General features: G+C 35.3%; 17 protein-coding genes and 1 pseudogene. 7 read left to right on the forward strand and 11 right to left on the reverse strand.

Annotated elements, in window-relative coordinates:
* Positions 1 to 88 precede the first annotated feature (88 nt).
* The 4 genes from LDM92_RS04895 to LDM92_RS04910 form a co-directional block, all read right to left on the reverse strand.
* The gene (locus LDM92_RS04895; RefSeq protein ID WP_223902279.1) at positions 89 to 1,414 is read right to left on the reverse strand and encodes an MFS transporter; all 1,326 of its coding nucleotides are present in this window, start codon (positions 1,412 to 1,414) and stop codon (positions 89 to 91) included.
* A gap of 570 nt (positions 1,415 to 1,984) precedes the next feature.
* On the reverse strand, positions 1,985 to 3,295 hold the full coding sequence (locus LDM92_RS04900; RefSeq protein WP_223902280.1) for an NCS2 family permease: 1,311 nt from the start codon (positions 3,293 to 3,295) through the stop codon (positions 1,985 to 1,987).
* Positions 3,296 to 3,433: 138 nt separating this feature from the next.
* On the reverse strand, positions 3,434 to 4,879 hold the full coding sequence (locus tag LDM92_RS04905; protein ID WP_223902281.1) for a DASS family sodium-coupled anion symporter: 1,446 nt from the start codon (positions 4,877 to 4,879) through the stop codon (positions 3,434 to 3,436).
* Positions 4,880 to 4,980: 101 nt separating this feature from the next.
* Positions 4,981 to 6,288, reverse strand: a complete 1,308-nt coding sequence (locus tag LDM92_RS04910) for an NCS2 family permease (protein WP_046332855.1) — start codon at positions 6,286 to 6,288, stop codon at positions 4,981 to 4,983.
* 226 nt (positions 6,289 to 6,514) lie between these two features.
* On the opposite strand from LDM92_RS04910, the gene LDM92_RS04915 reads away from it, so the two are divergent.
* The gene (locus tag LDM92_RS04915; RefSeq protein ID WP_223902282.1) at positions 6,515 to 7,306 is read left to right on the forward strand and encodes a Cof-type HAD-IIB family hydrolase; all 792 of its coding nucleotides are present in this window, start codon (positions 6,515 to 6,517) and stop codon (positions 7,304 to 7,306) included.
* On the opposite strand, the gene LDM92_RS04920 is transcribed toward LDM92_RS04915, so the two are convergent.
* The 5 genes from LDM92_RS04920 to LDM92_RS04940 all read right to left on the reverse strand — a co-directional run bounded on the left by LDM92_RS04920 (position 7,303) and on the right by LDM92_RS04940 (position 11,061).
* Complete coding sequence (locus tag LDM92_RS04920; protein ID WP_223902283.1) at positions 7,303 to 8,157, reverse strand: amino acid ABC transporter substrate-binding protein; 855 nt, start codon at positions 8,155 to 8,157, stop codon at positions 7,303 to 7,305. The two genes, LDM92_RS04915 and LDM92_RS04920, sit on opposite strands and share 4 nt — an antisense overlap.
* Positions 8,158 to 8,811 carry an amino acid ABC transporter ATP-binding protein gene (locus LDM92_RS04925; RefSeq protein ID WP_223902284.1) on the reverse strand — a complete coding sequence of 218 codons (654 nt, stop codon included), beginning with the start codon at positions 8,809 to 8,811 and terminating at the stop codon, positions 8,158 to 8,160.
* A gap of 15 nt (positions 8,812 to 8,826) precedes the next feature.
* Positions 8,827 to 9,468 (reverse strand): amino acid ABC transporter permease, encoded by a 642-nt coding sequence (locus tag LDM92_RS04930; RefSeq protein WP_045928853.1) that lies wholly within the window; start codon positions 9,466 to 9,468, stop codon positions 8,827 to 8,829.
* A gap of 240 nt (positions 9,469 to 9,708) precedes the next feature.
* Positions 9,709 to 10,398, reverse strand: a complete 690-nt coding sequence (locus tag LDM92_RS04935; RefSeq protein ID WP_109586950.1) for a deoxynucleoside kinase — start codon at positions 10,396 to 10,398, stop codon at positions 9,709 to 9,711.
* Positions 10,399 to 10,410: 12 nt separating this feature from the next.
* Positions 10,411 to 11,061: a deoxynucleoside kinase gene (locus LDM92_RS04940; protein WP_223902285.1), complete on the reverse strand. Its 651-nt coding sequence runs from the start codon at positions 11,059 to 11,061 to the stop codon at positions 10,411 to 10,413.
* Between the two features lie 696 nt (positions 11,062 to 11,757).
* On the opposite strand from LDM92_RS04940, the gene LDM92_RS04945 reads away from it, so the two are divergent.
* From LDM92_RS04945 to LDM92_RS09940, 6 genes and pseudogenes are all read left to right on the forward strand, one after another.
* Positions 11,758 to 13,386: an ABC transporter ATP-binding protein gene (locus LDM92_RS04945; protein WP_223902286.1), complete on the forward strand. Its 1,629-nt coding sequence runs from the start codon at positions 11,758 to 11,760 to the stop codon at positions 13,384 to 13,386.
* Between the two features lie 217 nt (positions 13,387 to 13,603).
* Complete coding sequence (locus LDM92_RS04950; RefSeq protein WP_223902287.1) at positions 13,604 to 14,020, forward strand: hypothetical protein; 417 nt, start codon at positions 13,604 to 13,606, stop codon at positions 14,018 to 14,020.
* Positions 14,021 to 14,094: 74 nt separating this feature from the next.
* On the forward strand, positions 14,095 to 14,226 hold the full coding sequence (locus LDM92_RS09840; RefSeq protein WP_274383958.1) for a hypothetical protein: 132 nt from the start codon (positions 14,095 to 14,097) through the stop codon (positions 14,224 to 14,226).
* Between the two features lie 80 nt (positions 14,227 to 14,306).
* Positions 14,307 to 14,441, forward strand: a complete 135-nt coding sequence (locus LDM92_RS09845; RefSeq protein WP_274383959.1) for a hypothetical protein — start codon at positions 14,307 to 14,309, stop codon at positions 14,439 to 14,441.
* Positions 14,390 to 14,622, forward strand: a pseudogene (locus LDM92_RS09875) (IS3 family transposase); the annotation flags it as partial. The gene LDM92_RS09845 and the pseudogene LDM92_RS09875, both read left to right, overlap by 52 nt.
* Positions 14,623 to 14,803: 181 nt before the next feature.
* Positions 14,804 to 14,983 carry a hypothetical protein gene (locus tag LDM92_RS09940; protein WP_238480650.1) on the forward strand — a complete coding sequence of 60 codons (180 nt, stop codon included), beginning with the start codon at positions 14,804 to 14,806 and terminating at the stop codon, positions 14,981 to 14,983.
* A gap of 337 nt (positions 14,984 to 15,320) precedes the next feature.
* On the opposite strand, the gene LDM92_RS04965 is transcribed toward LDM92_RS09940, so the two are convergent.
* Both LDM92_RS04965 and LDM92_RS04970 read right to left on the reverse strand, forming a co-directional pair.
* The gene (locus LDM92_RS04965) at positions 15,321 to 15,851 is read right to left on the reverse strand and encodes an Asp23/Gls24 family envelope stress response protein (RefSeq protein WP_373868645.1); all 531 of its coding nucleotides are present in this window, start codon (positions 15,849 to 15,851) and stop codon (positions 15,321 to 15,323) included.
* A gap of 14 nt (positions 15,852 to 15,865) precedes the next feature.
* Positions 15,866 to 16,048, reverse strand: a complete 183-nt coding sequence (locus LDM92_RS04970) for a DUF2273 domain-containing protein (RefSeq protein ID WP_045928847.1) — start codon at positions 16,046 to 16,048, stop codon at positions 15,866 to 15,868.
* Between the last annotated feature and the right edge of the window lie 11 nt (positions 16,049 to 16,059).

Genomic DNA, 16,059 nt, shown 5'->3' on the forward strand with positions numbered 1-16,059 from the left:
TAGATAAACTTCCATTTTTATAACAATTTTAAAAGCTAATAAATCTATGTTTTTAAACGTGATCTATTAGCTTTTTTATCATATCAAATTATATTTTTAAATATTTAGGCGAAGTTTCTGGTGCCCAGATTAAACAAATGACAAAAGCAAGAAAGAGAACGCAGGCACAAACGAGCATTGCTAAGTTGGGTCCACCAAGTTCTGTTAGAATTGGCAATAAAAATGTACCGGCAGCAGCGCCAATGCGACTGATTGTAATGCAAGTTCCCACGCCGCTTGCTTGAACTTTGGTGTCAAATAATTCGGTAGGATAAGGATAGTCAAGTACCAGACCTGAAGATAAAATGACTGCAAAAATTGAAAAGATAACTATTTTAATTAAAGAAGAAACATGAGGCATTAATGCTAGAATTCCTATTAATAGTGCGGATAATAGAAAATTACTGATTAAAAACAAACGGCGACTGAGATGATTAAAAAGATAAATGCCTAAAAATATTCCAACTAGCATGCTGACATTGTATAAATCTCCTGAAACATTAGGATTACTAATGTCCATGCCTTGCAAAAGAATTGGTAAAAAAATACTGATTCCAAAAAATGCAAAGGTTTGGCAAGCGTAAAAACTTCCTCCCACTAATGTACTGCGTAAGTATTTTTTACTAAAAAGAACTGTCCATGAAGTTTGCCCAGCCTTTTTAGGACGCTTAAAGTGACGTGAGATGCCCCATTTATGACCTAGTATTCTACCAATAAGTCTGTTCGCGGCTTTAATTTTACCTTTGCTGGCAAGCCATCCGGGTGAAGGTGGCAATGGAAATAGGCTGCGAAAGAGTGCAGTAATCAATGCTGGAATAGCACCTGTTGCTAAAATGATCTGCCAGGTATGACTACCATAGCCTACCAAATATGTACCGGTTAAGTATGAGGCAATGAAGCCTAAAACCCAATAGATTAACAAATGACTCTGCCTTTTGCTGTCTTCGCCTTTAGGCAGCCATTCAGTCAATAGAGCATTTCCAGCAGTATAATCAATCGCCATCATCAGTCCAATGCCAATCCTGATTAGAAATGTTAAAGAAAGACTGGTCGTCAGAGGATGAAAAAGAGAAAGAATTGCTAAAACATACATATTGCTCATCAATAATTGACTGCGACCAATTTTATCGGATAAGCGACCAATCAGAGCACTGCTGGATAAGCCTAACAACCCACCGGCTCCAATTAATCCAGTCCATATGTTACTAATTTGAATGTATTTGGCAGCACTGTTCATAGCTACGCCAGTAATTCCTAGTGAAAAGCCACAAGTAAATTGCCCTAAAGCAATTGCAGTCATTACACGTAAATGAACTTTTGAAAGAGGTGCCTTTTTATAATCTTTTTTAATTGTTTTTGTCTTTTTTTCTTTCATGATAATAGACTAAATACGAGCTACTTAATCTACTTTACAACTTCCCCTTCATTGAATGAATTAACTGCTACTTAACATAACAAATTTTGATGATTCGTGCAAAAATAACCTAAAATGAATTAAAAGCAAAAGTTCATTTTTTAAAAATTAAAATGAATATAACTAAAATTAAGGCTGCAAGGAGCCAAATACTAAAATTTACCACTGCTTTTGCAGCATTTTTATTATCAAGGTTAGTGTGACTAATCAAATATTCGCAGGCAAATATCAAAAAGCTGAATGTGACCAACCACAAAATGGCGCAGAGTCTTCCAGCAATTGAATAAGGGAAAAAGCCAGAATTAAAACTGGTTAGTAAAGCAACAACAAAGAACGTAATAGTGCCAATATAGCGGCTGAACCATTTCTCCTTAGTGTTGGACATAATAAATTACCTTCTTTCAAGAATAAAATGTAAATATTTTTATGAATTATAATAGCAAGTAAATAAAAAATAAAGTGTAATTTATCAATTAAATATAAACAAAAAGGTCACTTCAAAAAGTGACCTTTGTAATTAGACAGATATTCTTACATATTTGTGATCAGGAAAAAGAGGACAAATACGACTAATAGAACATACATCATTGGTGAAACTTTCTTGGCCTGTTTAGAAGCGATCATAGTAATCGGGTAAGCAATCATGCCTAAAGCTAAACCGTCTGAAATGCTATAAGTTAATGGCATACCAACTACCGTCAAAAACGCTGGAAAAGCAATTTCAAACTTATCCCAGTTAATTTTCTTCAGGTTGCCTGCCATGAGCACCCCAACAATAATTAATGCTGGAGCAGTAACTGTAGTAGGGATAACTGCTAAAAGTGGACTAAAAATCATTGAAATCAAGAAAAAGATTCCTACAAAGATTGCAGTTAAACCTGTGCGACCACCCATAGCGATACCGGCACTTGATTCAACAGATGTACCAAGTGGTGCAGTTCCTAAGACTGCTCCTTCAACCATGGCTAACGAATCCGATAGGAACGCTCTACCAATTCGTGGTATTTTACCATTTTGATCAACCATTCCTGCTTGTTCAGTCATGCCAATCAGCGTTCCTGCAGTGTCGAAGAAAGTAACCAGTAAAAAGGTTAAAACTACCATGAATAGTTGGGGAGTATTAATATCTTTTAAATGAAATACGGCTTGACCAAAGGTAGGAGCAATGCTTGGTGCGCTGGCGATAATTCCTTTAGGAACCGCAACTTGGCCAATAATAACCCCAAAGACAGCTGTTACTACCATACCAATAAAAATGGAACCTGGCACATTCATTGCCATTAAAATCACAGTTAAAACTAAACCGAAGAGGGTAATCCAAACGGCTGGTGAATTAAATTTGCCCAAAGTAACTAAATTTGAATCACTATTGACAATTAATTTGCCGTTTTGCAGGCCAATAAAGGCAATAAATAAGCCAATACCAGCCGAAATAGCATATTTCAAATCCTGTGGAATGGCATCGACCACTATTTCACGAAGTTTCAAGACTGTTATTAAAATAAACAAAACAGATGCAACTAAAACAGCAGCTAAGGCAGTTTGCCAGTTAATGTGCATTCCGCCACAAACGTTGTAAGCGAAAAATGCAGCACTGCCAAGTGTGGGAGCCAAGGCTACAGGATAGTTAGCAACCAGACCCATAATAAAACAGCCGATTGCAATTGAAACTGCGGTTACTGTAAAAGCCGCTCCCTTATTAATACCTGCTGCGTGTAAAATGTTAGGGTTAACAAAAAGGATGTAGGAGAGACTGACAAACGTGGTTAATGCAGCTATTAACTCGCGCTTAACAGTGGTATGCGCATCGTTTAAATGAAAGACTTTATCTAATGTCGTCATTTTTCCTCCAAAAAATATTAAAATTATAAAGAACTAATATAACTAGTATATAACTTATTTAGTATAAAAATCCATTTTATTCAAAATTATTTCCCAGGTAATAAAAAAAGCAAATCTGGATAGATTTGCTTTAACAGCTTACCACATACCAATTAGTTTCATCCAGGCTAATCCGATTATGCCATAAACTAAGATATAGAAGATACCGAATATAAAACTAAGTTTCCACCATTCATTTTGCTTAACATATCCTGAAGAAGCTAAAACAGAAGCGGCAGGGCTGGAATAGTGAGTTGTGGAACCCATAATTGCTGAAAATAATGCTAAAAACTGGGCTGCTAGTAATTTAGGTGCGCCAGCCGAGATGGCTACGGTTAAAAGTGGCAGATACATTGCTGAATTATGAGCTGTGGCACTTGCAAACAAGTAATGGGTGTAGAATAAAACAAGTGCTAAAACTACTAGAACTAATAGCCAGTTGAGACCCTTCATTGCACTGGAAATACTAGTTGATATCCAACCTATTAAACCGAATTGAGTTAGTTTTTCAGCCATGAATACTAAAATAGATAACCAGATCAGAATGTTCCAAGCTCCGGTTTCACTTAGCAAGTCTTTTGGTGCTAATACACCTGTGAGTAGTAAAAGTGAAACGGAAATAAATGCAATTAATGTAGCATCTATTCCTAGAGTACTGGAAAGCATCCAGAGTACTAAAGTAATTGCAAAAATAACTGCCATTAATTTTTCAGGCAAAGTAAGTTTACCCATTTTTGCCAGTTCACCGTCAGCCCATTCTTTAGCGTTAGGAGTTTCCTTGATTTCTGGTGGGTAAAGTTTATAAACAAAATATGGTACAACAATTAAACAAATTGCTGCAGGAACAATGCTGGCCATTAGCCATGGCATCCAGCTAAGAGTTACACCTGCTTTACCAGCAAGTGCAACAGCAATTAAGTTGGGTGCGCAAGCAGTCATAAATAATGATGAAGTAATAATGTTAACTTGAAATTCCGTAAAAGTTAGATATGCTCCCATCTTTTTACGTGATGGGTCATTGGGCTTAGAGTCAAATGTATTTGCTAATGATTGAATTAATGGATATACCACGCCACCTGCTCTCGCACCATTTGAAGGAGTTGCAGGAGAAACTATTAAGTCAATAGCACCAATAGCATAGCCTAAGCCTAAGGATTTATGACCAAACCATTTAACAAAATATAAAGCAATTCTTTGACCTAAGCCGGTTTTTACAATACCACGTGAAATCATAAAAGCCATAACGATTAGCCAAGCAGATGAATTGGAGAATGCGTCAATTGCTCCTTTTGCAACGACCTTCCCGTTAACAATTTTGTCGGCAAGGGGTGCAAGCCCGAGGCAAATAGTAAGAGTAAAGCCTATTAGAGTAACACCGCTAATAGCTATTGGTAACGTAATACAACCAATGATAGTTCCAATAAATATTGCCAGCATATGCCAGGCTTGAACTGATACTCCTGCAGGACGAATTGGGGTTGTAAACCAGATAATAAGACCAAACAATAGTGGCAATATAAATTTTTTATAATCTATCGTCTTCATAAAAGACTCCCTTCTAAATAAAAAAGCAAATATATTAGGCGAATAAACACCCTTATATTTGCTTAGTTTAACATATTATTCTTTTAAAACAATTAGTAAGTTTAAAAATTCAATACCCATAAGAACACGATGAATACGAAGAAAAGTATCCACATCATTGGTGTAACTTCTTTTATTCGCTTAGCAGCAACCATACATATAGGATATGTTATTAGTCCTAGGGCTAAACCGTCTGAAATTGAATAAGTTAAAGGCATACCAATTAAAATTAAGAAAGCGGGAACTGCAATTTCCATTTTGTCCCACTGAATATGAGCTGTATTTTGAGCCATCAAAACCCCGACTATAATTAATGCTGGAGCGGTGACGTGAGTAGTAAATAGTCCTAAGAGTGGACTGAATATCATTGAAATTAAAAAGAAAATTGCTACAAAGACTGCAGTTAGACCTGTTCTGCCGCCAACAGCAATACCAGCACTAGATTCGACAAATGCACCTACAGGTGAAGTTCCTAATACTGAACCAACCATCATGGCAGTGGAATCTGAAGCAAGTGCTTTACCTACCCGGGGCATCTTATTGTCTTTCATAAAGCCGGCTTGTTGGGCTAAGCCAATTAAAGTACCTGCAGTATCAAAGAATGTTACTAAAAGAAAAGTAAGAACAACAACCCACATTTGTAAAGTATTGATGTCTTTAACATGAAAAATTGCTTGACCAAATGATGGAGCGATACTTGGTGCAACAGAAATTATTTTAGTTGGTAAAGAAATTTGCCCTGTGATTACACCAAAAATGGCTGCTAAAACCATTCCAATAAAGATAGCACCTGGTACATTTAAGATCATTAAAATAACGGTAACAATTAAGCCAAAGATAGTAATCCAAACAGCTGGATCATGAAGTGATCCTAAACCAACTAAAGTTGATTTATTTGCTACGATTAAGCCACCATCTTGCATTCCCAAGAAAGCGATGAACAAACCAATTCCGGAAGAAATGGCAAATTTTAGATCGGAAGGAATGGCGTTAATTATCATTTCTCGCAGCTTAAACATAGTAATTAAAATAAAGATGATAGATGCTACGAAAACAGCAGCTAAGGCTGTTTCCCATGAAACATGCATGCCTATGCAAACTGTATAAGCAAAAAACGCATTGATGCCCAGGGCAGGAGCTTCTCCAATAGGGTAATTGGCAACAATTCCCATAATTGCGGTACCCAGAGCACTAGCTAAAGCAGTGGCTGTAAAAACTGCACCTTTATTCATGCCACTGGCTCCCAGAACACTAGGATTAACGAATAAAATGTATGACATACTGATAAAAGTTGTTAATCCAGCTAGAAATTCGATTTTAACACTGGTTTTATATTTATCGAGTTGAAAATAACTCTTTATAAAGTTCATCTAACCTCTCCCAAAATTATTGTTCGCGTTTTACATCAAAATCAACGCCTACAATAGTTTATCATTCATTTAAAACAATGTAAACCCGAATTATATTAGCGAAAAGGCCATAGAATAACTATAATCTTTAACTAAGTACATTCGGCTAAGAATTGACCAACTAATGCTTTAATCGGTAAAATGAACATAGGTCAGTAGTAGATTATGCATACTGTTAGGAGAAAAAATGGGAATACTAATTTTTTCGGATATAGATGGCACATTAATTAACTCAAAGCAAGAAGTAACACCGAAGACTAAACTTGCCATTCGTAAACAAATTATTAAAGGCAATGTGTTTGTACCAGTTTCTGCACGTATGCCTAAAGCAATTATGTCTGTTGTGGGAGAAATTACCAAATCATGTCCAATGGTAGCCTATAATGGTGCTTTGGTTTTAGATGAAATGGGTCATATCCTTGATTCTCATTTTATGTCTTCTTCAAAAGCTGCCAAAATATGTTCTTATATCGAACGTCAGAATAATGGCGTGGTGTGGAATGTCTATAGCGGTGATAATTGGTATTATTTCCCAGGTAATAATAATGATTTGGTTGAAAATGAAGAAAAAATTGTTAAATTTAGAGCACAACCCAGTTCAATTACTGAAATAAAACATCTTGAACATGTACATAAAATTTTACTCATGGGAACACCAAGCTTATTAGATAATACTCAAAAAGAACTAAGGCGGCTTTATCCAGAACTCTATATAGTGAAATCTGCTGCAAATCTATTAGAGGTCGTTGTTAAACGAGTTTCTAAAGGTCAAGGGGTAAAAGTAATAGCCCAGGCTTTTGGCATGGAACTGAAAGACTGCTGGGCTTTTGGGGATAATTATAATGATGAAAAAATGCTTCAATCAGTTGGCCATCCTGTAATAATGGGGAATGCACCGCAAGATTTAAAAAAGAAATTTAAAACTACTTTAGATAACAATCACGATGGAATAGCTGCAATACTTGACAATTTAAATTAATCCTTTTTTGTTTGAAGCAAAGGAGATTCAGCTTTGTTGCCAAACCATTTGTGATTAATCTTTGTTAAAGTGCCATTTTTTGCCAGCTTTTCTAAGGCGTAATTTATCTTCTTATGCATTGTTAAGTCGCTTTTTCTCATGCCTACGCCAAATTCTTCTTTAGGGAATGGACTGTCAATTTCGGTAAAGTTTTCCGGGTGTTTTTGCCGAGAAATATAATAATTCGCATAGGTGCTGTCTATCAGCAAACCTTGGATACGACCTGCATTTAGGTCTATAAATGCATTAGTGAAGGAATCATAGAGAATCGGGTCTTGATTTTTAATATGATTTTTAAAAACTTTTGGATATTTCATTACGTCATTATAGCCGGAAGAGCCAGTTTGAACGCCCAAAGTCTTATTTTTCATTGTGGCAATGGTATTAATTTTATTCTTTTTAAGACTTACTAATACCTGAGAAGTATATAGGTAAGTTTTACTAAAACTTACCTTAGCTTCACGCTCTGGGTTCTTGCTAAAACCATTCCATATAAGATCAATTGTGCCGTTTTTTAATTCGGTAGTATTCATGGACCAGTCAATTGTTTGAAAACTGACGTTAATACCATATTGTTTAAAAACAGCATTTGCGAGATCAACGTCGTAACCAATTAACTGACCATTTTTTTGCCTAAAGTCCATGGGCACAAAAGTATCATCTACACCAACTGTAACGTAGCCACGTTGCTTGATATGAGACCAGTTGTCAACTGCGTTAGCGTTTCTATTAACTGATATGCCACTACAGGCAGAAATAAATAAAGTACAGATGAGCGTTATTATGAGGGTTAAGAGGCGCTTGGTTTTCACTTATATTACCTTCTTATCATCTAATGCTTTTACTTTGAATACCTGATCGGCCACTTGGCTGGCAAATTCCATGTCATGAGTAACAATAATTTGCGTCATGTTGTTATTATTTTTAAGCTTTAAAATTATTTCTCCGACTTTTGTTCTTAAAGCAGGATCTAAAGCAGAAGTGGGTTCGTCATAACATAGAATATGGGGTTCCATTGCTAGAGCACGTACAATAGCTACTCTTTGCTGCTGACCTCCAGAAAGCTGATAGGGATAGAGTTGTTCTTTACCCATTAAATCTAATTGTCCAAGCAATTTTTGCGCACGGGCTTGTGCTTGATCTGCACTTTCTTTTAAAACTAGTGTTGGTGCCAAAGTAATATTTTCGATTACAGTTAAATTGGGAAAAAGCTCATAGCTTTGAAAAACTACTCCGATAATATGACTTTTACTATCAGGAGCGGCCGGATCAAACTTTTGCCCATCCCACAAAAAATCACCGGAATCAATTTTTTCTAAACCACTTAAGCAGCGCAGCAAAGTAGTTTTTCCCGCTCCAGATGGTCCCACAATGGCTAAAATTTGTCTGTCAGGAATGATTAAGTTTAACTTGTTTAAAATCGTACGAGAGCCAAATTTTTTGGTAATGTTTTTAAGTTCTAGCATAGTATTTCCCCTAATTTACTTCCACTTTGCAAAATTGTGTTCAATTTTTTTCAGCAAAAATGATGCGATACCTGTCATTAATAGATATATTATACCGACTATCACTAAAGGAATTAGCGTTACATCTCTTGCTGTAGCAACATTGCCAGCACGTAAGAGCTCACCCAAACCAATGACATAGACTAAAGAAGTATCTTTAACTAAGTTGATCACTTCATTGCCAATTGAAGGTATAACTATTTTGCTGACCTGAGGAATAATAATATGGCTCAATGTTTGCCAGTAATTTAATCTTAAAACGCGAGCACTTTCGTATTGACCTACAGGGATTGATTGAAAGCCACCACGGAATATCTCAGCAAAATATGCTGTATAGTTTAAAATAAAGGCAAAAAGTGCTGCATCGTAGCGCTCAAAAATGATGCCGACTATCGGTAAACCATAGAAAATAAAAATTAATTGCAGCAGAAGAGGAGTACCCCGCATAATCCAAATGTAAAATTTTAAGATTAATCTTAAGGGCTTAAAATGCGAAAGCAAGCCTAGGCTGACTATAATTCCCAAGGGAATAGAAACAATTAAAGTCCAAAAGAATAAAATTAATGTCATCTTTGCACCTGAAATTAAAGAGGGCATAATTGAAAGGATATAGTTCATTTTTTCTCCTTCTTACTGAGATTAATTTGATTAGAGAGGCTAATATGCCGCTCTTTTGATACTAGCTAAATTATATAAATTGATTAAAAAAATATGTGAAAAAATATATGTTTTAATCATAACATAGTTTTCGAAATTTTATTTAATCAATATGGAAATTTGTAACTTGCTGATAGTTAATTTTGATAAACATTACATGAAAAAAGCCACTAGCTGTAGCTAATGGCTCTTTAAAATGGTTTATGGTTGCTCAATTTGAATATCTGTTGGTTTATCCCAAGAGTTAGGTAATTTACCCATTTCTTTTAGCTTGGCAACGATTTGATCAAGTACAACTTCTCTAGCATGGTCATCAGTCATGAAGTCTAGCTTGTCACCATCTATTTCCATTTTAGGAGAGTAATCGTATTTTTCATACCAGGGTTTGTAGTAACGCAAAAGTCTCTTATAATAATCTTCCAGCGTCGCGTCATAACTCAGCTGTTCGTATGGTCGACCACGTTTTTGAATCCTTTTAATCATAGTGTCATATGAAACCTTAATATGAACCAGAAGATCAGGATTTTTCTTTGGCATGTGCTTAAGTTCGCCCATCATATTATTAAGCAGTTCATAATATGTATCAACTTCTTCTTTGGTAGCCCGACCAATGTCTGCATTCATTTGGAAGAAAAGGGCATCTTCATAAATTGAACGATCAAGAACGTTATTATCATCAGTTAGTGCATCCTTGATACTACGAAAACGAGTATTTAGGAAAAATACCTGAAGTAAGAATGCATACTTTTTAGGATCGGCATAAAAAAGTGGCAAAACAGGATTGTTATCTACACTCTCGTAAAATGGTTTGGTTCCTAAATACTTAGCTAATATACTGGTTAAACTGGATTTACCGGCTCCAATTGGCCCGCTTAAAACAATAACTGTCATCACGTTCCTTCTCTATTCTAAATTGCCTATTGCGTGCAACTTATTATCAATTTGATTTAAAACTTCTTTTTTGGCATCTTCATCGCAGATAAAATCGTATCTATCTCCATCAATTTTAATTTTAGGTGAGGCATCATATTTTTCATACCATGGTTCATAATACTTAATTAGCCGTGCGTAGTAGTCTTTTAAACTGGGATCTGTGCTAATTTGTTCAAATGAACGTCCACGTTTTTTTATGCGCTTAAGCATAGTGTCTAGAGAAACGTGAATGTAAATTAGTAAATCTGGCTTTTTGCTGGGATTACCTGGGGTATCTTCCATCATATTTTCGAGTAGACTATCATATATCTTAAACTCAGTTGGATCAGCCACTTTACTATCGGCGTTCATTTTGAAAAAGAGTGCGTCTTCATAAATCGAACGGTCTGAAACACTGTTTTTCTCTCGGATTGCCTGGTTGATTTGTGCTAAACGATGGTTAAGCAGATAGATATTAAGCAAAAAAGTATAGCGTTTCATGTCTTGGTAATATAAAGGAAGAACAGGATTATTATCTACTCCCTCGTAAAAAGCTTGTGTACCTAAGTGCTCAGCTAAAATACTAGTTAAACTGGATTTACCGGCTCCAATTGGCCCACTTAAAACAATAACTTGGATCACGTTCTTTCATAAATACAATATATAGATTCTTATTTAGTTTAATACGAGATATAGTGGTAGACAAGCAAAAAGTAAATTAAAATTTTAATCAAAAAGTCAAGTAATTTTGTATAATACAGAATAAAAAATTAAGTATTCAAGTAAATAATTTATTGCCAAAATTAGATGTTACACGTGAAACCAAAAAATCTGACTGATAAATCTTAATTAATTATTTGGCAGAGGATTGATGCCGATATTATTCGGTGTTAAGCCCTTTATGCTGTACTTTGATTCTTTCGATTCTGTGATAAATAAAGTAGTCAATAATTGCTCGTTTTGATTGCATTAAGTATGATAAGCGATTTTGCAATTATAGAACGAATTATTTTGTTTTTTAATGGCTCGAAAAAGTTGCAGTTGATATTTATATACTGCTGCTATGGGAAAATTCTAAGGACAAAAATTAAAAATAAATTGTTTTAATGTTAAAAAAGATATAAGATAGCAAGTAAATTATAAAATTATTAGTAAATGACGGAAATAAGAGCGCATAACTGATATCTTGAAAAGATTTTTATCTTTAGATAGTACGACTCGTACTGTGAGTAGCAGTGACGAACTTTTTGAAGAAGTAATGCAAATATATCTTATTTATTAAGCCAAATTCATTTTAGTATTAGCTTTTAAAACAGGCATTTAATTAAGAGATAGATAATGGAAAATTCTCTAACAAAATTTTCGCTTTGGACTTACGTTAAACGTAATTCAGGTATGTATGTCATTCTGGCCATTTTCTATTTCGGGCGGAATTTGGCACAAACTGCTGCCAGCATTTTTAAAGGTAATGCACTTACTGCTTTGACTCAGCATAATTTAAAGGGCTTTATGATTGATACAGGTTTAAACTTGCTAAGTTGGGGCTTTTTTCTGATTTTCTTTTTTTGTAGTTCACGATATTCTGCTGTAATCATCAAGGCTGTCGATAATTCCATTAGGAACGCATTGGCCCATATAATTGGTCGCCAAGAGTATGAAGACTTCAACAAGCACACGGAAGCTGACTATGTTTCTTGGTTTACTAACGATATTAACCAAATTAATCAAGATGGCTTTTTCAGTTTAGAGCAAACATTTAGCAGTGCACTCTTAGGCATTATTGCCAGTGTCATCCTGTTTTCTTACCATCCACTCTTATTTGTAACCACTTTGGTTTTTGCTGTTGTTATGATTTTATTTCCCCGTCTTTTTAAGAAAAAGTTGGAAGAGTTGTCGCAAAAACAAAGCAGGCAAAATGAAGTATTAACGGCAAAAATAACTGATGTTCTTGAGGGTTTTGTCAACTTGCTTACACTTGGTCAGCAAAAATTGCTCAATAAAATAGTTCTTGCGGCATCAGATAAGACCGGACAGGCTCGGGTTAATTACATTACGGAAATGTCCTTTTCTAATGCACTGATTAACCTGATTAGTGTGTCTGCTCAAACTATTTTAACTGTTGAATCCGGATATCTGGCCTTTCACAATCAGATTCCAATTGGTGCTATTTTAATTGTTGGTTCAATGTCTGGGAATGTCTTTGGCAGCTTGACAGAAATCAGTATTGATCTAACTTCAATTCGGGCAGTTCAACCTATTTTTGACAAATATAATAAATTGGCTAATACACAGGAAAAAACTGGGGATAAGAATGTTGCTCCTTTGACCCAGCAAATTGTATTTAGCAATCTTTCATTCAGCTATCCCAATAATGACAGACCTATTTTAATGAATGTTGCCGGCAGCATTAAGCGAGGCGAACGAGTGGCCATTGTTGGTCCGTCTGGTTGTGGTAAATCAACCCTCGTAAAATTAATTGGTGGTTTGTTAACAGGCTATCAAGGTTCGCTGACTTGGGATAATGATGAATACAGCGAACTTAATTTTAGTTCGCTGCACAAGCAGATTGCTTACATTGACCAGTCTGCCTATATTTTTGACGGCAGTCTACGCTATAACATCACTTTAGATCGGAAGACAACTGACAAAGAAGTTAATGCTGCAATTACGCGTGCCGGTCTCGAAGAGTTTGTTGCTGACAGCGCTAGCGGGCTTGACACTATTTTAAAACACGCCGGTAACAACATTTCGGGTGGACAAAAGCAACGAATTGCACTGGCACGGCAATTGCTGGGTAATCCGCAGGTTATTTTGGCCGATGAAATTACTTCCGCAATTGATGAAAAAGATGGCCAGAAAATTGAACAAAGTCTGCTTGATTTAGACAACGTCACTTTAGTCTATATTTCCCATCACTTGCGACCTGAAATTAAAAAGCAGTTTGATCAAGTAATCGAATTGGGATGATAGAATAATACTTCTTTTATCAACCAATTAAATAAGCTGTGAAACCCTAATCTTTTAGATTAGGGGCATAGTGTTTTTTGCAGATACGGTCAATGCAGATACTCTTAAATGCAAATGCAGCTATTACCTAAAATTCTGCAGAAATAAGCGGTAAAATTGATTGTTTCTTAGGAAATATAATATTTCCACGCACCGCCTTTTAAATGGAATGATAAAAATGAATGATGAACAATTTTTTAAATTAAGAAAGATACTAGATTCTTTTAAAAAACAAGCTCCGACAGCTATTATTGAAGAGAATATAAATAGCATTGAAAATTATAGGGCAGAATCTGTTGATGAGTATAATAGAGCAAAAAGTTATCTTGGCGAAAATAATAATTCGTTTAAATCTTTTCATGTAAGTGTGGCTTCCGCAAAAGATTTCTTGTGTTTATTGAATTTGCTGGGTGCAATACATGCAAATTTTAATATACGTTCAAAGCCTTTTATAATAGAAGGAGAAGAAAATAGTAAGTCGCTAAAAAAAGAGAACGACTATTTTAACAATTGGATGGAGTGTTTTTCAAACTATGAATTTATGATAGTTGATTTTGATGAAACTGCTTTAGACCAGGATCAATATTACGGTTAATTTCATTAATTCATAAAAAGGCAGTAAAGTTATGAAATGCTCCCCAATTTAGGACAAATTTGGAGGTTATTTTTATGACTAAATTATCTAAACAAGATAAAATTGAAATCTATCATCTTTGGTATGATTATCAAATTGATTCTACTGAAATAAGTCAGCTTTATCGGGTTGGCAGGTCTAATATTGATTATATTTGTTGGCTTTGATTGACCATCACGGTCTAGCTATTTTAGACCAGCCTTTTACTACTTCATACAAGTAATTTTAAGGAGCAAGCTTTCAAGGTATGATCAAACCTGACCTGATTAAGCGCAGCTTCAGTGGGTTTTATCCCAATCACAAATATGACAGAGTTCAAGCAAAGACCATGGCATTAGTCAATCACTGTCACGCAAGGGCAATTGGCTTGATGATGGTTTAATGGCAGGCTACTTCGGGATACTCAAACAAGAAGTGTTTTATGGATTTGCAGAGCAGTTTAAGAATCTCACTGAACTGGAAGATGTGATTAGAGACTACATTGAGTATTAAATCAGCAAAGAATCAAAATCAAACTAAAAGGACTAACTCCGATTGAATATCGGCAGTTAGTCCTTCGCTAACAACTAATAAAGTACCCTAATTTTAGGGTTCACATCATTAACATCAAAAGTGGTCTAGTCTTTTAAATTAAGCGATTACTGTTGTTTAGGAATAAGGCAAGCTTTGCTATAATTAAATTTGAATTGATGGCAAATTGTTTTGAGGGCGGTTGGCTGTTTCACTTGAAGGGAGAGGGTGCTTATGGCACGAAATCTTTTAGGAAGGTGTGCAGTCGGTGAGTGTGTACCATGCGCTAGAATTAGCGCTGGCCTTTGCCTCGTTTATTATTGTCTTGTTGACCTATATCGACAAGCACAGGTAAACAAAAAGACCGTCCCAACAATAACTTTGGCCAGTTATGGGATTGGTCTTTTTGATTAAAAACGTAATTGAGTCAACCGCCTTTAAAGCGGCTGCTTGAAATTCAGAGAAGAAGTCTTGTTTTTACAAGGCTTCTTTTCTCTATAGCATTATTTTAGCATGATTAAACTAATCTTGCACAAGAATTTGATTAAGTTATCTGAGATATCCCTAATTTTTCTCTATACGATTTGAATGCTATCCGAAGTTAACAACTAATAAAGCGTCCTAATTTTATGGTTAACACCAAAATTATGCTTTACCTTCTTTTTTTCATAAGTTCATAGTTTATTTGTTCTCAGACACGTACTTGCATGCACTTTATAAATTTTGCGTTTGCAGATTGAAATTATGTTTATTATTTAACTCTAGATTCTTTAGTTTCCTTTTTCTTTTCTTCGGCTTTATCTTGAACCTTATCTTTTTGATCGGTAATTTTATCCTTAGTGTCTTGAGCAGCACCGGTGATACGGTCTTGTAAGCTGACAGAGTCTTTTTCGTGTTGCTCTTTAGTTTTAATATCAACTACTGTGACGTTAACTTCAACAGTATCAAGACCGGTCATTTCTTTAACTTTTTCTTGAATCTTTTCTTTAATTTGATCATATAACTTGGTAATGTCTACGCCATATTCTGCAACGATCTCAATATCAACGGCTACTTGTTTTTTACCTACTTCAACATTTACACCTGAAGTGACGTCATCGCTATTAACAATTTTATCAGCAATATTTGAGAAAAAGCCGCCGTTAACTGTTAAAAGACCTTTAATGTCAGATAAGGCAATACCCACGATTTTTTGAATCACCTTTGAATCGTATTTTAGATCGCCTTTAACTTCAGGCTTTGAACTACTTTGATTTGAACTTGATTGTACCATATTGCATATACTCCTTATATAAATTATTTATTTTGCAGCATTTTTTTGAACACTGGCCAGTAATGTCCAACCAAAAAGCCGCAGACTAACATCACGATGACAAAAATAGTTTTGAAAAATCCCAGTACCAAAAAGCATAATGCTAGTAAAACACCAATTACAGCACCGCTTATTTCTGGGAGGTATTTTTTGTATTCTTCTTTCATCTTAACCTCCT

This window comes from Lactobacillus laiwuensis (genome assembly GCF_019972835.1).
Taxonomy (GTDB): domain Bacteria; phylum Bacillota; class Bacilli; order Lactobacillales; family Lactobacillaceae; genus Lactobacillus; species Lactobacillus laiwuensis.